17 protein-coding genes are annotated in these 19549 nt (G+C 55.2%); 5 read left to right on the forward strand and 12 right to left on the reverse strand.

Features of this window, described 5'->3' with window-relative positions:
- Window positions 1-5 precede the first annotated feature (5 nt).
- From nagK to lolC, 4 genes are read right to left on the reverse strand one after another with little or no spacing between them, the layout of a single operon-like run.
- Complete coding sequence (nagK, locus tag C3708_RS08155) at window positions 6-917, reverse strand: N-acetylglucosamine kinase (RefSeq protein WP_095281619.1); 912 nt, start codon at window positions 915-917, stop codon at window positions 6-8.
- A gap of 54 nt (window positions 918-971) precedes the next feature.
- A complete protein-coding gene (gene lolE / locus C3708_RS08160; protein WP_103948622.1) occupies window positions 972-2216 on the reverse strand; it encodes a lipoprotein-releasing ABC transporter permease subunit LolE in 1245 nt (414 codons plus the stop codon).
- Entirely contained in the window at window positions 2216-2917 is a 702-nt protein-coding gene (lolD, locus tag C3708_RS08165; RefSeq protein ID WP_095281617.1) for a lipoprotein-releasing ABC transporter ATP-binding protein LolD, read from the reverse strand. The genes lolE and lolD overlap by 1 nt, the downstream gene beginning before the upstream one ends.
- Entirely contained in the window at window positions 2910-4109 is a 1200-nt protein-coding gene (gene lolC, locus C3708_RS08170) for a lipoprotein-releasing ABC transporter permease subunit LolC (RefSeq protein ID WP_103947609.1), read from the reverse strand. The genes lolD and lolC overlap by 8 nt, the downstream gene beginning before the upstream one ends.
- A 269-nt stretch (window positions 4110-4378) precedes the next feature.
- Here lolC and C3708_RS08175 point away from each other — a divergent pair, with 269 nt between their 5' ends.
- The 3 genes from C3708_RS08175 (at window position 4379) to C3708_RS08185 (ending at window position 10145) form a co-directional block, all read left to right on the forward strand.
- Complete coding sequence (locus C3708_RS08175; RefSeq protein WP_103948623.1) at window positions 4379-5452, forward strand: acyltransferase family protein; 1074 nt, start codon at window positions 4379-4381, stop codon at window positions 5450-5452.
- Window positions 5453-5590: 138 nt separating this feature from the next.
- Window positions 5591-9037 (forward strand): transcription-repair coupling factor, encoded by a 3447-nt coding sequence (gene mfd / locus C3708_RS08180; RefSeq protein WP_103948624.1) that lies wholly within the window; start codon window positions 5591-5593, stop codon window positions 9035-9037.
- Window positions 9038-9185: 148 nt separating this feature from the next.
- Entirely contained in the window at window positions 9186-10145 is a 960-nt protein-coding gene (locus tag C3708_RS08185) for a L,D-transpeptidase family protein (RefSeq protein WP_103948625.1), read from the forward strand.
- 81 nt (window positions 10146-10226) lie between these two features.
- Here the strand turns inward: C3708_RS08185 and bhsA are convergent, their stop codons facing one another.
- Window positions 10227-10484 (reverse strand): multiple stress resistance protein BhsA, encoded by a 258-nt coding sequence (gene bhsA / locus C3708_RS08190; RefSeq protein ID WP_103948626.1) that lies wholly within the window; start codon window positions 10482-10484, stop codon window positions 10227-10229.
- A gap of 246 nt (window positions 10485-10730) precedes the next feature.
- On the opposite strand from bhsA, the gene comR reads away from it, so the two are divergent.
- Both comR and C3708_RS08200 read left to right on the forward strand, forming a co-directional pair.
- Window positions 10731-11366 carry a TetR family copper-responsive transcriptional repressor ComR gene (comR, locus tag C3708_RS08195; protein ID WP_095281611.1) on the forward strand — a complete coding sequence of 212 codons (636 nt, stop codon included), beginning with the start codon at window positions 10731-10733 and terminating at the stop codon, window positions 11364-11366.
- A 200-nt stretch (window positions 11367-11566) separates the two neighbouring features.
- A complete protein-coding gene (locus C3708_RS08200; protein ID WP_103948627.1) occupies window positions 11567-13759 on the forward strand; it encodes a TonB-dependent siderophore receptor in 2193 nt (730 codons plus the stop codon).
- 64 nt (window positions 13760-13823) lie between these two features.
- Here the strand turns inward: C3708_RS08200 and C3708_RS08205 are convergent, their stop codons facing one another.
- From C3708_RS08205 to C3708_RS08235, 7 genes are all read right to left on the reverse strand, one after another.
- Complete coding sequence (locus C3708_RS08205) at window positions 13824-14363, reverse strand: glycine zipper 2TM domain-containing protein (protein ID WP_095281609.1); 540 nt, start codon at window positions 14361-14363, stop codon at window positions 13824-13826.
- A gap of 191 nt (window positions 14364-14554) precedes the next feature.
- Window positions 14555-15859: an NAD(P)/FAD-dependent oxidoreductase gene (locus tag C3708_RS08210; RefSeq protein WP_095281608.1), complete on the reverse strand. Its 1305-nt coding sequence runs from the start codon at window positions 15857-15859 to the stop codon at window positions 14555-14557.
- Between the two features lie 234 nt (window positions 15860-16093).
- Window positions 16094-16636, reverse strand: coding sequence for an alpha/beta hydrolase YcfP (ycfP, locus tag C3708_RS08215; RefSeq protein WP_095281607.1), 543 nt, complete (start codon window positions 16634-16636; stop codon window positions 16094-16096).
- A 35-nt stretch (window positions 16637-16671) separates the two neighbouring features.
- Entirely contained in the window at window positions 16672-17697 is a 1026-nt protein-coding gene (nagZ, locus tag C3708_RS08220) for a beta-N-acetylhexosaminidase (RefSeq protein WP_103948628.1), read from the reverse strand.
- Window positions 17698-17708: 11 nt separating this feature from the next.
- Window positions 17709-18533 (reverse strand): thiamine kinase, encoded by an 825-nt coding sequence (gene thiK, locus C3708_RS08225; RefSeq protein ID WP_103948629.1) that lies wholly within the window; start codon window positions 18531-18533, stop codon window positions 17709-17711.
- Window positions 18514-19164, reverse strand: a complete 651-nt coding sequence (gene lpoB / locus C3708_RS08230; protein ID WP_217450018.1) for a penicillin-binding protein activator LpoB — start codon at window positions 19162-19164, stop codon at window positions 18514-18516. Before lpoB ends, thiK begins: the two co-directional genes overlap by 20 nt.
- A gap of 9 nt (window positions 19165-19173) precedes the next feature.
- Window positions 19174-19548 carry a YcfL family protein gene (locus C3708_RS08235; protein WP_095281604.1) on the reverse strand — a complete coding sequence of 125 codons (375 nt, stop codon included), beginning with the start codon at window positions 19546-19548 and terminating at the stop codon, window positions 19174-19176.
- Window position 19549: the final 1 nt, after the last annotated feature.

A 19549-nucleotide genomic window follows, 5' to 3' on the forward strand; every position in this document is an offset into this window, starting at 1 on the left:
TATAACTAGCGGGTGAGATGAAGGAATGCCGCACCGCGCATGCCTCCGGCATCCCCATGACGCGCACGTTCGATACGCGGTACGCGGGCGACCGGCAGCAAATGACGAGGCAGTCGCCCGGACAGATGCTCGGTGATCGCCGAGAAGTTGGATAATCCGCCGCCAATCACCAGCAGATCGGGATCGACGATGGTCAGAATATTGCCCAGACACACCGCCAGCAGATCGAGATAGCGCTCAACGTGTTCACGGGCCTGTTCATCGCCCTGCTCCCACAAGGTGATGATTTCTGGGGCCTCACGTTTCTGATGATAGAAGTGTTCGTAAAGCCATGCAAACCCGCGACCGGAAAGATAATTCTCAATACAGCCATGCTGTCCGCAGCCGCAGCGTGTCAGGGGAAAATCACGCCCGACCACCTCGAGTGCATCCACCGGCAGGCGAATATGACCGAACTCGCCGGTGATATAGCTGCGCCCGGTAATCGGCTTGCCGTTAATGATAATCCCGCCGCCGACGCCGGTACCCAGAATCAGTCCCATAACTAAAGGATACTGACGAAACTCGTCATCCCAGGCTTCGGAGAGAGCAAAACAGTTGGCATCGTTGTCGAGACGCACGTCGCGGTCAAGGCGAGCAGAGAGGTCGGCGCGCAGCGGTTTGCCGCTGGCGGCGGGAACGTTGGCCGCGTACAGCGTGCCGTCGTCGGTTTCCGGCATCCCAGGAATGCCGATCCCCACGGAGCCTTTCACGCCAAAACGGGTATCGGCTTCGGTCACCAGGGCGGCGACCGCGTTTAAAAATTCGTCGTAGCTCTCGCGCGGCGTGGGAACGCGGGTTTCCCACTGCAGTTTGAGCTGTTCATCAAAGACGCCGAGCGCAATTTTGGTGCCACCAATATCAAATCCATAATACATAACGCATTCCTCTTTCTGATTTGGCGGCCCTAAAACCGCTAAATCATGACGTAATTACTGGCCACTTAGCACCCTCGCCGGATCAATTCGGCTTGCGCGACGCGCCGGATACCAGCTTGCCAGCAGACTCAGTAAAAGTGCTGTAACCAGCACATAAATAACGTCCAGCCAGTGCAACTCAGACGGCAGGAAGTCAATAAAATAGATATCACCGGACAGGAACTGATGCCCGATCAGCTTTTCAATCCCGTTGATAATGGGCGTTAACTGTAGAGAAACCACCACGCCAATCACCACGCCGCACAGGCTGCCGAACAGTCCCGCCAGCAAACCATACCAGACGAAAATGGCACGAATAAGACCGTCTTTCGCACCCAGAGTACGCAGTACGGCAATGTCGCTGCTCTTGTCTTTGACCGCCATGACCAGCGTCGAAACGATGTTAAAACAGGCCACGCCTATTACCAGCACCATCGCCAGATACATAATGGCGCGGATCATCTGAATATCGCGATACATGTAGCCGTAGGTGCCAATCCAGCTCTTGATATAGACATAGCTGTTGGTCACACCGCCCGCATCACGCACCAGTTTGTTGGCGTTAAAGACGTCGTTCACCTTGATGGCAATGCCGGTGACGCTTTCGCCCATATCCAGATACTGACGCGCATCGTCCAGCGGCACCATCGCAAAACTGTGGTCGAGTTGACCGCTCAGCTGCAAAATACCGGTGACGTGCAAACGCACGCGCTTCGGTTGCTGGAGCTTATGGTCGGCACTGGCGTTCGGGATCATGATTGATACCCAGTCGCCCTGCTTGACCTTCAGCGCATCGGCAACGCCTTTGCCGATAATAATCTGCTGTTCACCGGCTTTAAAGTTCGCCCACGCGCCGTTCTGCACAAATTGTGGCAGAGCGCTCAAACGCGCTTCCTGTTCTGGATTCACGCCTTTGACCTGAATAGCACGCAAATTCGCTCCGCTCTCCACCAGCCCGGTGAAGTTGATGTACGGCGCTGCGGCAGCAATGCCCGGCACTTTTTCGACTTTAGTGAGGGCCTCGCTCCAGTTGGTCCACGGCTGATTCACCGGCTCAATTTCGCCGTGCGGAACCACTGCCAGAATGCGGTTATTCAGCTCGCGTTCAAAACCGTTCATCGCACTTAAGCCGACAATCAGCACCGCCACACCCAGCGCGATACCCACGGTGGAGATCACCGAAATCAGCGACACCATGCCGCCGCGACGGCGACCACGGCTAAAACGTGTACCGATCAATAAGGATAACGATGAAGCCATTACTCGGCTCCCATCAGGGTCAGTTCCGCCGTCAGACGACCGTCACGCATCTCCAGTTGGCGGCTCATGCGACGCGCCAGCTGCAGATCGTGGGTCACCACCAGGAACGCGGTTCCCTGAGAGGCGTTAAGTTCACCCAGCAATTCGAAAATACTGTCTGCGTTACGCGCATCGAGGTTACCGGTCGGTTCATCGGCCAGCACCAGACGCGGGTTATTCACCAGCGCACGGGCAATTGCCACACGCTGACGTTCGCCGCCAGAGAGTTCAGACGGGCGATGATTCGCACGATGCCCCAGGCCAACGGCTTTCAGCATATCGCTGGCACGGGTGTTGATCTCTGCCGGTTTCTTTTTGCCAATCAGCAGCGGCATGGCGACGTTTTCCAGCGCGGTGAAATCAGGCAGTAAGTGGTGGAACTGGTAGATAAAGCCCAGCGACTGGTTACGCAGATCGGCTTTTGCCGTCGACGACATTTTGCTCATCGGCTGGCCCGAGAAAATCACATCGCCAGACGTGGGCGTATCCAGCCCGCCCAGCAGGTGCAGCAAGGTACTTTTGCCCGAGCCGGAGCTGCCGACAATCGCCATCATTTCGCCTTCGCCCACGCTGAAAGTGACCTCATGCAGCACATCAGTCTGCACAGTGCCTTCCTGATAGCGTTTGGACAGGTTGTCGCATTGCAACAGGATCTTATTCATAACGTAAAGCCTCAGCGGGTTGAGTGGCGGCGGCGCGCCAGGAAGGATAAAGCGTAGAGAGCAGCGCGATGGCCATTGCGACCAGCGCAATACCCACTACCTGCAATGGCTCGATTGCCACCGGCAGCGCGGCACCATCGAGCAGAATACCGATTATCGGCATTAAATTATTGAGCTGGCTGGCAAGTAATGCGCCCAGCACGGCACCGAGCAGCGCACCGATAATCCCGGCGCTCGCCCCCTGAACCATAAACACCGCCATAATCTGGCGCGGCGTCAGCCCCTGAGTTTGCAGGATCGCCACTTCGCCCTGTTTTTCCATCACCATCAGGCCAAGAGACGTGATGATGTTAAACGCGGCGACGGCAACGATCAGGCTCAGCAGCAGCCCCATCATGTTCTTTTCCATACGCACGGCCTGGAACAGCTCGCCTTTGCGGTCACGCCAGTCCGTCCATTTGGTGCCTTCCGGCAGTTTTTGCTGGCTCAGGGTATCCACTTTCAGCGGTTCATTGAGCCACAAACGCCAGCCGCTGATGTTGCCCAGCGGATAGCGCATCAGGCGCGAAGCGTCCTGAATATTGACCAGCATTTGATAGCCGTCGACTTCGCTATTGGCGGCGAAAGTACCGATAACGTTGAACAAACGCTGGCTCGGCAAGCGGCCCATCGGCGTGAACTGACTGGCAGAGGGCACCATCACGCGCAGCTGATCGCCACGGTTGACGCCCAGCTGGCTGGCAAGCTGTTCGCCGAGAATCACGTTGTATTTGCCGGGTTCAAGATCGGTCTGTTTGACGTTGGTCAGATAGGGTGTGAGAGGGTCTTTTTGCGCCGGATCGATACCCAGCATCACGCCCACCGACACGCTGCGCGCGCTTTGCAGCACCACGTCACCGGTGGTCAGCGGCGCAATGCGGCTCACGCCCTGTAACTTAACCGCGCTTTCCGGCAGCTGTTGCGGGTTGATCGAGCCATTAGACGAAGAGAGAACCGCCTGTGGCATCAGCCCCAGAATGTTATTTTGCAGCTCGCGCTCAAAGCCATTCATCACGGAAAGAACCGTCACCAGCGCCATCACGCCAAGCGTAATGCCAATAGTGGAAAGCCAGGAGACAAAGCGACCGAAGCGGTCCGCGGCGCGCCCACGCATGTAGCGTAAGCCTATGAAGAGTGCGACAGGTTGATACATGAAATCCGTCTGGTTGCTGATAGCAGACCCACGAGTATATAAGCGAATCCGTTAAGCGTAAATGACTGAAACCGTAAGCTTTGGTAATGATTCTGGCGAAAAAGTCTGAGAAATCATCACGCTACTTCACGAATCAATATTCCCGAGAGACGCGCCATTCTCCACCTTTTCTGAAAATCGTCCTGATACAGACTGTTACCCGTTACATCTCTGGCCCCTTCGCCCAGGATTAACGGCTTCTTTTATGGCAAAACAAGGTTCGAAGACCGATGAAACAAAAAGCATTATGGATTAATCAGATAAAGGGGCTGTGTATCTGCCTGGTGGTGATTTACCACTCGGTGATCACCTTTTATCCTCACCTGAACGGGCTACAACACCCGCTGTCCGGTCTGCTCGCCAAATGCTGGGTCTATTTTAATCTCTATCTCGCACCGTTTCGTATGCCGGTGTTTTTCTTTATTTCGGGCTATCTTATTCGTCGTTATATCGATGAAGTAGGCTGGCGAATCAGCCTGGATAAGCGAATCTGGAGTATCGTCTGGGTGCTGGCGCTGTGGGGCGTGTTGCAGTGGCAAGCGCTGAGCCACATTAACGCCTGGCTTGCGCCGGAGCGTGAATTAGCCACCTCTTCCAACGCCGCATACGCAGGTTCGATCGGCGAATTTATGCGTGCCATGCTCACCGCCAGCACCAGCCTGTGGTATCTCTATGCGCTGATTGTCTATTTCATCCTGTGCAAACTGCTCAGCCGCTGGAAATTGCCGGTTCTGGCGTTCATGGCCCTGGCGAGCTTGGCGATTAATTTCCTGCCGCTGCCGTGGTGGGGGATGAACAGTGTGGTGCGCAATATGATCTACTACAGCCTTGGGGCCTGGTACGGCGCGCAGCTGATGGAGTGGATGAAAGGGATGACAATGCGCCGCACCTGGCTGCCGATTGTTGCATTTGGCGCGGTCTCGGTGGTGCTGTGGTTTGCCAATGTTCCCCTGTTGCTGTCGCTTCTGTCGATTCTGCTGATCATGAAACTCTTTTACAGCGTCGAGCAGCGTTATGCCGTCCATCCGAGCAATCTGCTGAACGTCGTCGGCTCGAATACCATTGCGATTTACACCACCCATCGCATTTTAATTGAAATGTTTAGCCTGTTCCTGATTGGTCAACTCAACGCCGGGACCTGGCCGGTGTGGGCCGAGCTGAGCCTGATTCTGGTCTACCCGTTCATCAGCCTGCTGGTGTGTACGCTGTTTGGCCTGGGCGCGCGCAAAGTCTCCAGCGCCCTGTTTGGTGACGTTTTCTTTGCTCCTCCCGCCCGTCTCGCACCGGTTCAGGCCACACGCTAACCCTTCCCTTCGCCCTCTTCCGGGGGCGAATTCACGCTCTGTGCGGTTCCGGTTTGCTAATGCAAAACGATCAAGGATAATAAAGACATTGCGTATCAGTGATATGTCCCAAAACTCATAAGAGACTCTGACAAAGCCATGCCTGAACAATACCGTTATTCCCTGCCCAACAAAGCGGGCGACCAGCGCCAGCTAGGCGAACTGACGGGCGCTGCCTGCGCCACGCTGGTGGCAGAGATCGTTGAGCGTCACTCTGGACCGGTGGTCCTCGTGGCCCCCGATATGCAAAATGCGCTCCGTTTGCACGACGAGATCCGCCAGTTTACCGACAGCCTGGTGTTCAACCTGGCTGACTGGGAAACGCTGCCCTACGACAGTTTTTCCCCGCATCAGGAGATCATCTCCTCGCGCCTTTCAACGCTCTATCAACTGCCGTCAATGCAGCGCGGCGTGCTGATCGTTCCGGTCAACACTTTGATGCAGCGAGTTTGCCCGCACAGCTTCCTGAACGGTCATGCGCTGGTGATGAAAAAAGGCCAGCGCCTGTCGCGCGATGCGCTGCGTGCGCAGCTCGACAGCGCGGGCTATCGTCACGTAGATCAGGTGATGGAGCACGGCGAATACGCCACGCGCGGCGCACTGCTGGATCTCTACCCGATGGGCAGCGATCAGCCGTATCGCCTGGATTTCTTCGATGATGAAATCGACAGTCTGCGCGTCTTTGACCCCGACACCCAGCGCACGCTGGAAGAGGTTGAAGCGATTAATTTACTGCCAGCACACGAATTCCCGACCGACAAAACCGCCATCGAGCTTTTCCGCAGCCAGTGGCACGATAAGTTCGATGTGAAGCGCGATGCCGAACACATTTATCAGCAGGTCAGCAAAGGTACGCTGCCTGCGGGGATTGAATACTGGCAGCCACTGTTCTTCAGCGAGCCGCTCCCGGCGTTGTTCAGCTATTTCCCGGCCAAAACGCTGATCGTCAATACCGGCGATCTGGAGGCCAGCGCCACCCGGTTTGAGAGTGAAACCCGCGCCCGTTTTGAGAATCGTGGTGTCGACCCGATGCGCCCACTGCTCCCGCCAGAGCAGCTTTGGCTACGTACCGATGAGCTGTTTTCAGAACTGAAAAAATGGCCGCGCGTTCAGCTCAAAACAGAAAATCTGCCGGGCAAAGCCGCCAACACTAACCTGGCGTTTAAGACACTGCCGGACCTCTCCGTTCAGGCGCAGCAAAAATCGCCGCTGGATAATCTGCGCAAGTTTCTTGAAAACTTCACCGGCCCGGTGATTTTCTCGGTCGAGAGTGAAGGCCGCCGCGAAGCACTGGGTGAACTGCTGGCCCGCATCAAAGTGTCGCCAAAACGCATTTTGCGCCTCGATGAAGCCGCTGATAATGGGCGCTATCTGATGATCGGCTCAGCCGAACACGGATTTATCGATACCCTGAATAACCGGGCGCTGATTTGCGAAAGCGATCTGCTCGGCGAACGTGTGGCACGACGTCGTCAGGACAATCGTCGGACTATTAATCCGGATACGCTGATCCGTAACCTGGCCGAACTGCACGTCGGCCAGCCCATTGTCCATCTGGAACATGGCGTTGGGCGATATGCGGGAATGACCACCCTCGAAGCGGGCGGCATTACGGCGGAATACCTGATAATTACCTATCTCGGTGACGCAAAACTCTACGTACCGGTGTCTTCTCTGCATTTGATCAGCCGCTACGCCGGTGGCGCGGAAGAGAGCGCCCCGCTGCATAAACTGGGCAGTGATGCCTGGACGCGCGCGCGCCAGAAAGCCGCTGAAAAAGTGCGTGATGTCGCCGCCGAGCTGCTGGATATTTATGCCCAGCGCGCGGCGAAAACGGGCTACGCCTTTAAGCACGATAAAGAACAATATCAGCTGTTCTGTGACAGCTTCCCGTTTGAAACCACGCCGGATCAGGCCCAGGCCATTAACGCCGTACTCAGCGATATGTGTCAGCCGCTGGCGATGGATCGCCTGGTGTGCGGTGACGTTGGCTTCGGCAAAACCGAAGTGGCGATGCGCGCCACCTTCCTGGCCGTGGAAAACAATAAACAGGTCGCGGTGCTGGTGCCGACCACGCTGCTGGCCCAGCAGCACTATGACAACTTCCGCGACCGCTTCGCCAACTGGCCGGTGCGCATTGAGATGCTGTCGCGTTTTCGCAGTGCCAAAGAGCAGACGCAGATTCTGGAGCAGGCAAGCGAAGGCAAAATAGATATTCTGATCGGCACCCACAAGCTGCTGCAAAGCGATGTGAAGTGGAAAGATTTAGGCCTGTTGATTGTCGATGAAGAACACCGCTTCGGCGTGCGTCACAAAGAGCGTATTAAAGCGATGCGCGCGGATGTGGATATCCTGACGCTCACCGCCACCCCGATTCCGCGTACGCTGAATATGGCGATGAGCGGGATGCGCGATCTGTCGATTATTGCCACGCCACCTGCCCGTCGTCTGGCGGTGAAAACCTTTGTGCGTGAATACGACAGCCTGGTGGTGCGCGAGGCGATCCTGCGTGAAGTGCTGCGCGGCGGCCAGGTTTACTACCTCTACAACGACGTTGAAAATATCCAGAAAGCGGCAGATAAGCTGGCGGAGCTGGTGCCCGAAGCCCGCATTGCCATCGGTCACGGCCAGATGCGCGAGCGCGAGCTGGAGCGGGTGATGAACGATTTCCACCACCAGCGTTTCAACGTGCTGGTCTGCACCACGATTATCGAAACCGGGATCGACATTCCGACGGCGAATACCATCATCATCGAACGGGCCGATCACTTCGGTCTGGCACAGCTTCACCAACTGCGCGGGCGCGTCGGGCGTTCTCACCATCAGGCCTACGCCTGGCTGCTGACACCGCATCCAAAAGCGATGACCACTGACGCGCAAAAACGTCTGGAAGCAATCGCCTCCCTGGAAGATCTGGGCGCTGGTTTCGCGCTGGCGACGCACGACCTTGAGATCCGAGGTGCCGGTGAACTGCTCGGCGAAGATCAAAGTGGTTCGATGGAAACCATCGGTTTCTCGCTGTATATGGAGCTGCTGGAAAATGCCGTCGATGCGCTGAAAGAAGGCCGTGAACCGTCCCTGGAGGATCTTACTAGCCAGCAAACAGAGGTGGAACTGCGTATGCCTGCCCTGCTGCCGGATGATTTCATCCCGGATGTGAACACGCGCCTGTCGTTCTATAAGCGCATCGCCAGCGCCAAAAAAGAAACCGAGCTGGAGGAGCTAAAAGTCGAGCTAATTGATCGTTTTGGCCTGCTGCCAGATGCGGCGCGTAACCTGCTCGATATTGCACGCCTGCGCCAGCTGGCGCAGAAGCTGGGGATTCGTAAGCTCGAAGGCAACGATAAGGGCGGTGTGATTGAATTTGCGGAGAAAAATCACGTCGATCCGATCTGGCTTATTGGTTTGTTGCAAAAACAGCCGCAGCATTTCCGCCTCGATGGTCCAACGCGTCTGAAGTTCATGCAGGAACTGAGCGATCGTAAAACGCGCATGGAGTGGGTGCGAAACTTTATGCGTCAACTAGAAGAGAACGCGGCGGCGTAATCTTGCTGTCTGCCCCGGCTGCGTGACGTCTGCCGGGGCAATATTTACAAACTCTTTGCACTTCCCCTGCGTTTCCCGACACGCCTGTTGGTCATAATCAGCAATTAACTTTTACATAACAATAACCTGAATATTATTGTGGATATTGGTGATGATGACTCTGCGTTTTACTCGCTGGATAACCCTTTTTGCTCTCGCGGCAACCGTCGCGATCGCCCTGCCCGCGCGGGCTAATACCTGGCCTCTGCCCCCAGCCGGAAGCCGTCTGGTAGGCGAGAACCGCTTCCACGTGGTGGAAAATGATGGCGGTTCGCTGGAGGCGATTGCCAAAAAATACAACGTCGGCTTCCTGGCATTGTTACAGGCCAACCCTGGTGTCGACCCGTACGTACCGCGCCCCGGCAGCGTCCTGACCATCCCGCTGCAAACGCTGCTGCCTGATGCACCGCGCGAAGGCCTGGTGATTAACCTCGCCGAATTGCGCCTCTATTATTACCCGCCGGGTAAAAGTGAAGTGACGGTTTATCCCATCGGGATTGGTCAGTTGGGCGGCGACACCCTGACGCCGACGATGGTGACCACCGTTTCGGATAAACGCGCCAACCCAACCTGGACGCCGACGGCCAATATTCGTGCGCGCTATAAAGCCCAGGGGATTGATCTGCCTGCCGTGGTTCCGGCGGGTCCGGATAACCCAATGGGTCATCACGCCATTCGCCTCGCCGCTTACGGTGGCGTCTATTTGCTGCATGGCACCAACGCTGATTTTGGTATCGGGATGCGCGTGAGTTCTGGCTGTATTCGCCTGCGCGACGGGGATATCGAGACGCTGTTCCGCGTGATAACACCAGGAACCAAGGTCAATATTATCAACACACCGATCAAAGTGTCTGAAGAGCCGGGCGGGAGACGTCTGGTGGAGATTCACCAGCCGCTGTCGAAGAACATTGGCGATGATCCACAAACGCTGCCGATTACGCTTAACGCCGCGATGCAGACCTTCAAGGCCCGTGCAGATAGCGCAGTGATGGAAAAAGCGATGGACGTTCGCTCGGGAATGCCGGTGGATGTCACACCGCATCACGATGTAGGGCAACAGGCGCTTTAAGAAAAGATAGAACGAAAAAAGGCCCTGCTTTTCAGCAGGGCCTTTTTTATAGCAGTGGCATATATGAGGGTTACGCCAGGCTTATTTGTAGATAACAGCGGTACCGTGAAGGTTGTTCGGACCGGTTACAGAAGTGATGCGGAATGATTTCGCGCCCATTTCTTCTGCTTTCTGTGCTAACTGGTCTTCCAGTGAACCCAGGTTGGTACCTGCATTTGCAGAGATAGTACCGACTTTATGCTGGTCAGCCGGGGTGGACTGCACTTCTACAGCCGCGAAGCTTGCGAATGACAGTGAACTCAGTACAGCAGTAGCGATAAGGGTGTTGATAGTTTTCATGATTATTAGCCTTTAACAGATGAATTTGGGAGGTCGTTAGTTATTTACTTAACGATCGATAGTTAAATGATAGATGTGATCCAGGTCACACGTCAACATAATTTTATAATGACCATTAAATTAATTTTAAACCTCTTATTTTTCATACCCATATGATTAATTTATTTTTGTGAAATCAGTGCTGGTCGCGGGTGGCTATAATTTTTATAATGATCATTCAACAAACCAACACAGGTACAACGGCAAATGACAACCGACGTCACGAGTTGCGTAAAAAAAAGCCGTGGCCGACCGAAAGTGTTCGACAGGGATGCGGCGCTCGATAAGGCCATGACACTATTCTGGCAGCATGGGTATGAAGCCACCTCGCTCTCCGACCTGGTCGAAGCGACGGGCGCTAAAGCCCCGACGCTGTATGCAGAATTCACCAATAAAGAAGGCCTGTTCCGCGCAGTGCTCGATCGCTACATCACGCGTTTCGCGGCCAAACACGAAGCTCAGCTGTTTTGCGAAGAGAAAAGCGTTGAGCAAGCATTGCAGGATTACTTCGCGGCCATCTCGGCCTGCTTTACCAGCAAAGACACGCCAGCGGGCTGTTTCATGATTAACACTTCCGCCACGCTTGCCGCCGCGTCGAAAGATATCGCCAATACCGTGAAATCGCGCCATGCGATGCAGGAAGAGACGTTGGGCGCGTTTCTGCGCCAGCGACAAGAACGCGGTGAGATCCCGGCGCATTGCGATCCCCTCGAACTCACACAATTTTTAAGCTGTGTGCTTCAGGGGATGTCGATCAGCGCGCGCGAAGGCGCAAGCCTGGAAAAATTGCAAAGTATCTCCCGCACCACCCTGCGCCTTTGGCCTGAGCTGCTCAAACTCTGATTATCAGGGCGGGTCACCGCCCTTTTTCTTGTCCTCTCCCCCTCCTTTTCAAATTCTTATCCTGTAAACCCTCTTAATTCAGCGGGTTGATAATGAGACTCTTTCTCGGCACTATTCGTGTTTACATTTATTTCACAATGTTTCGAATGTGTAATTTGACCTGCCGAAAACAAAGAGCAAAAGCTCAACAAGGAATGATGATGAAGAAGAGCCTCTGGGTGCTCAACCCTGTTCTGCTGGCCATCGCGATGCCGCTGTATGCAGAACAAAAAAACGAAGACAATCTGATTGTAAGCGCCAACCGTAGCCATCGCACCGTCGCCGAAATGGCTCAGACGACGTGGATTATCGAAGGCCAGGAGATTGAACAACAGGTTCAGGGCGGGAAAGAGTTCAAGGATATTCTTGGCCAACTGATTCCTGGCATGGACGTCAGCAGCCAGGGGCGCACCAACTACGGAATGAACATGCGTGGCCGCGCGATTGTGGTGCTGATCGACGGCGTGCGATTGAACTCGTCGCGTACCGACAGCCGCCAGCTGGATTCTATTGACCCGTTTAACGTCGAGCACATTGAAGTTATTTCCGGTTCCACTTCACTGTATGGCGGCGGCAGTACCGGCGGCCTGATTAATATCGTCACCAAAAAAGGCCAGCCGGAAACCCAGGTCGACCTGGAACTGGGCGGTAAAAGCGGCTTTAACAACAGTGATGACCGCGATGAGCGCGTGGCTGCCGCCGTCAGCGGTGGCAACGATCACGCCTCGGGCCGCCTGTCCGTAGCCTATCAGCGCTTTGGCGGTTGGTACGACGGTAACGGTGATGCACTCACCTTCGACAATACCCAGACCGGATTGCAGCATTCGGATCGTCTGGACGTGATGGGCACCGGTACGATTGAAATTGACGAAACCCGTCAGCTACAGCTGGTCACGCAGTATTACAAAAGCCAGGGTGACGATGATTACGGGTTGTATCTGGACAAGAATATGAGCGCCGTCACCGGCAATGGCACGGCTCGTACCTCCAGCGGCTTTAGCTCTGACCGTATCCCTGGCACCGAGCGTCATCTGGTTAGCCTGCAATATTCCGACACCGATTTCTGGGGGCAGGAACTGGTCGGGCAGATCTATTATCGCGATGAATCTCTGCGTTTTTATCCTTTCCCGACGGTAGCTAAAGGGCAAATCTCCAGCTTCTCCGCTTCCGAGCAAAATACCGACCAGTATGGCGCCAAGCTGACGCTGAACAGCACACCGCTCGACGGCTGGCAGCTCACCTGGGGTATTGATGCTGACCATGAAACCTTCGATTCCAATCAGATGTTCTTCGATCTGGCCAATTCCGTTCCTTCTGGCGGCATGAACAACCAGTCGGCTTACAGCACGGGCCGCTATCCGGGCTACAGCATTACTAACTTCGCGCCGTTCCTGCAAAACAGCTACGACATTAATGACGTGTTCACCCTCAGCGGCGGCGTGCGTTATCAGTGGACGGAAAACCGCGTCGACGATTTCATCGGCTATAAAGAGCAGCAAACAATCGCCAAAGGTGATGCGCTCTCCGCCGACGCGATTCCAGGCGGCAAAACCGATTACGATAATTTCCTCTTTAACGCGGGTATTCTGGCGCACCTTACCGAGCGCCAGCAGGTGTGGTTTAACTTCTCCCAGGGCGTTGAATTACCGGACCCAGGGAAGTATTACGGCAACGGTGCTTATAAACCAGTGGATGCACAAGGCCATCTGGCGCTCGGTAAAAGCGTGAATCCGAATGATGCAAAACTCGAAGGCATCAAAGTAGACTCCTACGAGCTGGGCTGGCGCTTCACCGGCGATCAGCTGCGCACCCAGATTGCGGCGTATTACTCGCTGTCGGATAAATCTATTGATATCAATCGTGCCGATATGACTATTGATGTGAATCCGCAAAAGCGCCGGATTTACGGCGTCGAAGGGGCGGTGGATTACTTTATTCCTGATAGCGACTGGAGTTTAGGCGGGAACTTCAACGTCCTGAAATCCGAGATTAAAACCAACGGTTCCTGGGAGAAATGGGACGTGACGCAGGCGTCGCCATCCAAAGCCACCGCCTACGTCGGCTGGGCGCCAGAACCGTGGGCGTTGCGTCTGCAAACCCAGCAGGCATTCGATCTGAGCGATGCGTCGGGCAATAAAATCGATGGCTACAATACCGTTGATTTTATCGGCAGCTATCAGCTCCCACTGGGCAAACTGACGTTTAGCGTCGAAAACCTGCTCGATAAAGAGTACACCACCGTCTGGGGACAGCGTGCTCCGCTGCTCTACAGCCCAACCTACGGCAATGCGGCGCTGTACGAGTATAAAGGCCGCGGACGGACCTTCGGTCTGAACTACGCCCTGACCTTCTGACAGGCGAAAAAAAGGCTCCTCAGCCTGAGCGTTTGAGGAGCCAAATTCAAAAATACCGCTTTTTTTACACCTTGTTATTCAGAACCAGCTGACCGTTGCTATCCAGAGGGATCTGGGTACCCGGATCTTTATCCATGCGGATTTTGCCCTGCTGATCGCCAATTTTGTAGGTCACATCGTAGCCGAGCATTTTTTCTGATTTGTCATACACGGTTTTGCAGCGCTGCTGCGTGGTGGTGTAGGTATCGCCGTCCTGCATCGCGCCCTGGACCTGGTTACCGGCGTAGCCGCCACCCAGTGCGCCGACCACGGTCGCGACATCTTTCCCGCGTCCGCCGCCAAACTGATGACCGATTACGCCACCCGCGACCGCCCCCAGCACGGAGCCTGCGATGCGGTTTTCATCCTGCACCGGACGACGATGGGTCACCGCGACATTGCGGCACTCCTGACGAGGGGTTTTCACCGATTCTTTAATCGGTGTGGCTGAAACAACTTGTGCGTACTGCGGGCCGCGTTCAAACACGTTCAGACTGGCCACTGCTGCCACGCCCAGCGCCGCAGCTACGCCAATCCCTATACCCGCCAACATAGATTTATTCACGGGACTTCCTCCTTTGTTGCTATTGGTAACAATTTTGCAATCAAAGACAAGAGTCGACTATCGGAATAACGCTCAAAAAGAGAGGAGTGAAATGAAAACCAGCGCGTTTCAGAGAACTCTTAAGCACCCTGACGGATATTGTCAGCAGGAAATGCTAAAAATCCCTCCGGAGGCCCGGAGGGACTGAAGGATCAGTGCAGTTTGAGGCGCGGACGGATGACGCGGTTGATACTGCCCACCAGCATCATCAGGCCGGTTTTGAAATAGCCGTGCAGCGCGACCTGGTGCATACGGTACAGCGAGATATAGACGAAGCGCGCGATACGCCCTTCGACCATCATTGAGCCGCGCATCAGGTTACCCATCAGGCTGCCTACGGTGGAGAAGTTAGACAGAGACACCAGCGAGCCGTGGTCTTTATAAACGTAAGACTTCATCGCTTTGCCTTTGGTCTGCGCCAGAATGTTGTGCAGCGCCAGGCTTGCCATCTGGTGCGCGGCCTGCGCGCGAGGAGGGACAAATCCGCCTTCAGGACGTGCACAAGATGCGCAGTCACCGATGGCGAAAATGTTCGGATCGCGCGTAGTTTGCAGCGTCGGCTCGACCACCAGCTGGTTAATGCGGTTAGTTTCCAGCCCGCCGATCTCTTTCATGAAATCAGGCGCTTTGATGCCAGCCGCCCAGACCATCAGGTCAGCCTGAATATACTCGCCGCCTTTGGTGTGCAGACCGCCTTCATCAGCGCTGGTGACCATAGTTTGGGTCAGAACACGCACGCCCATTTTGGTCAGCTCGTTGTGCGCAGCACCGGAAATGCGTGGTGGCAGTGCAGGCAGAATGCGCTCGCCCGCTTCGACCAGCGTCACGTTCAGCGCTTCGTTGGTCAGCCCTTTGTAGCCGTAGCTGTGCAGCTGTTTTACCGCGTTGTGCAGTTCCGCAGAAAGCTCCACGCCCGTCGCCCCGCCGCCGACAATCGCGATGTTCACTTTGCCGCTGGCACCGAGGTTGTTGGAGTATTTCAGGAACAGGTTCAGCATTTCCTGGTGGAAACGACGCGCCTGATGCGGGTTATCCAGGAAGATGCAGTTTTCTTTCACGCCTGGGGTGTTGAAGTCGTTTGAGGTACTGCCCAACGCCATGACCAGCGTGTCGTACGGCAGTTTACGCTCAGGGACCAACAGCTCGCCTTTTTCATCGCGCAGCTCTGCCAGGGTAATGGTTTTGCTTTCGCGGTTGATATCCATCACCGAACCCAACTGGAACTGGAAATCATGATTACGCGCGTGCGCCAGATAGCTCAGGGCATCGACACCTTCATCCAGAGAACCGGTGGCGACTTCATGCAGCAGCGGTTTCCACAGATGGCTGTGGTTGCGATCGACCAGCGTAATTTTGGCTTTCTTGCCACGTCCCAGCTTCTTGCCGAGTTGCGTAGCCAGCTCCAGCCCACCGGCACCGCCGCCTACAATCACTATCTTTTTCAATGGCGTAGTCAATGTGACCCCCTAAATTATTAACCAATTGTTAATTAAAAGTTATGATAATAACCCTTAATTAACAACAGGTTACAGCACTGAAACCATTCAACGGTATTGAGAATAACACGCAAGGCGCATTGGTCATACCAAAATTGATATGAATCAAGTTTTGATGATTGAAAATTGTTCAATTGTAGCAAAGACAAAGCCCGGCACGCTTACGTGGCCGGGCTTTGAGTCAGTCAGAGGGGATTAACCCAGGGTTTTAAAGGCTTTGATGCGCTGTAGATGCGGGGAGATATTTTTGAATTTGTGGGTCTGTTCTTCGTCCCAGACAATTTCATAGTAATGATGCAGCAGTTCTGCCGCGCGGAGATTATCCAGCGCCTCGTCGTGACGGGAGAGGATCGCCATGCAGCGGTCGCGGTTCTTTTCGCGGAAATTGCTCACGCATTTAGTGGCGATATCGGTGTACTCTTCCGGGCGGTCAATCTTGCCTTCCATGTTCTCATCAGGGAACAAATTAGGATTGAAAACCACCTGGCGAATATCGCAGAGAAAACCGATTCGCTCTGCCCAGTAGCCGCCGAGACCCACGCCGCAAATCAGCGGGCGATCGTCAACGTTGAGCTGAAGCATTTTGTCCACTTCTTTGAGCAGATGCGCCATATCATGCTTCGGATGGCGCGTGCTGTAGCTAATCAGCCGCACGTCCGGGTCGATGAACTGCAGCTGCAGCACTTTCTCATGGTTACCTGGACTGTTCGAATCAAAACCGTGCAAATAAATGATCATTGTTTCCTCACCACACGACGCCTTCCGAGAGGGGTTTATTGGCCCGCTTTGTGTGCCTGCCAGCGCTCATTGAGTGCTTCCAGCTCTGCGTTCACTGTCTTCCAGCGAGCCGAACTCATCAGCTCCTGACGGCTAAATGAACCTTTATGATACAATTGTGTAACACGTTCAGCATTGATCGGCGACAGGTTATCTAACACGCTAACCGCCCCTTTACGATTATTGCAGACCAGGATCATATCGCAACCTGCATCCAGTGACGCCTGACCGCGCTCGGCGTAGCTGCCCATAATCGCCGCTCCTTCCATCGACAAATCGTCGGAGAAAATCACGCCGTTAAAGCCCAGCTCCTGGCGCAGCACAGTTTTGAGCCAGTGCGGGGAACCGCTGGCCGGACGTGGGTCAACATCGCTATAGATAACATGCGCGGGCATGATGGCATCGAGTTTGTTATCGGTAATCAGCGAGCGGAACACCGACATATCTTTAGCTCGAATATCGGCTTCAGAACGCGGATCGCGCGGCGTCTCTTTGTGGGAGTCCGCTGTGACCGCGCCGTGTCCAGGGAAATGTTTCCCGGTGGTTTTCATTCCTGCGTCGTGCATACCGTCGATAAAACGCGTCGCCATCGTAAGCGCAATCTGCGGATCTTCGTGGTAAGAGCGCTCGCCAATTGCGGCGCTGATGTGCCCAACATCCAGCACCGGGGCAAAGCTGATATCAATATCCATCGCGATCATTTCGCTCGCCATCAGCCAGCCCGCGTCCTGCGCCATTTTGCCGCCCTGTTCTGTACCCAGCAGCGCAGCAAAAGATTGTGCCGCCGGCAGACGGGTGAAGCCCTCGCGAAAACGCTGCACGCGTCCGCCTTCCTGATCGACCGCAACCACCAGACGGTTGCGGGACGCCGCACGAATCTGGCGGACCAACTCGCGCAACTGCGCGGGATCGTGATAGTTGCGGGTAAACAGAATCAGCCCCCCCACCAGCGGATGCGCCAGAATATCGCGCTCTTCCGCATCCAGTTCATACCCTTCGACATCCAACATTACTGGACCCACACGAACCTCTCTTATCCTTTAGTTTGTAACTGACGCCAGACGTCATCTGCCAGCGCAATAAATTGTTTGTCCGCCGATTGCTGAAAGCGCAATTCGAACCATCCGGCCATCATCATCAAAACCCAGGGCCGCCAGCGCTGTACCTGCTGTTGCAGTTGATACGCGTCCATGTTCGCCGTTTTGGCATAGGCCTGAACCAAAGCCCGCCGGGCGTTTTCTGACGGCATCCAGACCGCCGCCAGTTCCAGCGCCACGTCGCCATCGCCTGCGTACTCCCAGTCGATCAGCCGTTCTCCCGTTGGGGTGTGCACGATATTTCCGGCATGAACGTCCATATGCAACGGCACCAGGCGCAGGGGCTGCGGTTCACCGCGCTGATGCAGGCGTTTGAGCGTGGCGAGCCAGAATGGCGATCGTCTGGAAGGCGCCGCCCGCTGCCAGTAATCGTCAAGCAGCGGTAAGATTGCGATGCGCCATCCCAGGCGAGATTGCTGATGCAGATAATACAGCATGCCCGCCAGCGTTTGGGTATCGGGAAGCTCGCATTTGATCTCGCCCACAAGATACTCCACCGCCATCCAGCCATGATGAAAGAAGTGCGGTTTCGGAACCAGATTTGCGGGAAGGCGTTTCAGGACATGGTACTGACGGCGAAAAGCGAAGGCTGGCCCACTCGCATCGTGATGCTGGCGTAAAACCAGACGGCGATCGCCGTGCTCAATAATGCAACTCGCGCCGCTAAACCCGGCGTGGGCTTGCGGCGCGATGAAGCGATATTGCGGAAAATAGCGCGAAATAATGGCTTCGCGCGTGGCGTTATTGTTGTGTAACGGCACCTTTACCTGACCAAATAATCTCACCGGTCTGGACCAACATCAGCTGCATTTGCAGGGTTGGCGTATTGACGTTACCTGTGGCGTTGGAATACAGCACGTATTGCGCCCCGACGTTGCGGGCAATGCCGATAGCCTTGCTGCGCGAGCCCAGGCTGTCCTGCGGTGACAGACCCAGCTGCTGCTTGGCGACTGACAGCTGCTGCACGGAAACCAGCGTAAATTTGCCATTATTCGCCAGCGCATTGCGCAGCGTTTCCGTGGCTTCACCGGCATTCAGCGAGCCGTTAGTGCGATTGTTTACGCTATCCACCAGCAGCACGCTGCCTGCGGTGACACCCTGAGCCTGCAGCATTTTGCCGACCATCGGCTGCATGGCACCGTTCCAGTCATAGTGGCGCACGCGCGGCGTCGGTTGTGCCGTTTGATCAGGATGTTCAATCGGCCCCGGTTGTTCAGGAATCGTTGGAACGGATGGCACCGTCGGGACAGGTTCCGTTGGCGTCACCGGCTGTTCAGTGCCGGGTTTAACCTCATCAACGGGCGCGGGTTGCTGTTCAGTACGGTTGATACACCCCGACAGGAACAGCGCAAAAGCGGTAACGAGCGCGTAACGGCCCAAATTCTTAATCAAGGTTCACCCCTACAAATAAAGATAAAGTCTGACCTTATGCGCACCCAGATAATTAGCGCTGCCATAAAGCGTGACCGACGAATTCGCCGGAATGATGACGCTGCGCGGCGCTTCAAGTGGATGCATTTCGAGGCCTCTTACGTCATACCAGAAAAACCGATAGTGGACGGTGACGGGCTCATGTCTTTCGTTATAGAGCTTAGAGGACGCCGACGGCTGGATTTCGCTGACCGTAAGCGACGGCGCTTCAGCGGTAATGCCCGCAGCCAGAACCGACGACTCCATCACCAGCGTTTGTTCATCGCTGACAGGGATCGCGGGGCGGGCGCTACAGCCCACCAGTACCATCGTCAGAGCCAGAACAGCAATACGCCCTCTTTGCATA

This window comes from Lelliottia sp. 7254-16, assembly GCF_002922995.1.
Taxonomy (GTDB): domain Bacteria; phylum Pseudomonadota; class Gammaproteobacteria; order Enterobacterales; family Enterobacteriaceae; genus Enterobacter; species Enterobacter jeotgali.

Excerpts from the sequence above, each read along its gene's own strand:
- lolC (WP_103947609.1), bottom strand. The coding sequence starts at position 4,109 with ATGTATCAACCTGTCGCACTCTTCATAGGCTTACGCTACATGCGTGGG.
- C3708_RS08175 (WP_103948623.1), top strand. The coding sequence starts at position 4,379 with ATGAAACAAAAAGCATTATGGATTAATCAGATAAAGGGGCTGTGTATC.
- nagK (WP_095281619.1), bottom strand. The coding sequence starts at position 917 with ATGTATTATGGATTTGATATTGGTGGCACCAAAATTGCGCTCGGCGTC.
- mfd (WP_103948624.1), top strand. The coding sequence starts at position 5,591 with ATGCCTGAACAATACCGTTATTCCCTGCCCAACAAAGCGGGCGACCAG.
- C3708_RS08200 (WP_103948627.1), top strand. The coding sequence starts at position 11,567 with ATGAAGAAGAGCCTCTGGGTGCTCAACCCTGTTCTGCTGGCCATCGCG.
- comR (WP_095281611.1), top strand. The coding sequence starts at position 10,731 with ATGACAACCGACGTCACGAGTTGCGTAAAAAAAAGCCGTGGCCGACCG.
- bhsA (WP_103948626.1), bottom strand. The coding sequence starts at position 10,484 with ATGAAAACTATCAACACCCTTATCGCTACTGCTGTACTGAGTTCACTG.
- lolD (WP_095281617.1), bottom strand. The coding sequence starts at position 2,917 with ATGAATAAGATCCTGTTGCAATGCGACAACCTGTCCAAACGCTATCAG.
- ycfP (WP_095281607.1), bottom strand. The coding sequence starts at position 16,636 with ATGATCATTTATTTGCACGGTTTTGATTCGAACAGTCCAGGTAACCAT.
- lolE (WP_103948622.1), bottom strand. The coding sequence starts at position 2,216 with ATGGCTTCATCGTTATCCTTATTGATCGGTACACGTTTTAGCCGTGGT.
- C3708_RS08235 (WP_095281604.1), bottom strand. The coding sequence starts at position 19,548 with ATGCAAAGAGGGCGTATTGCTGTTCTGGCTCTGACGATGGTACTGGTG.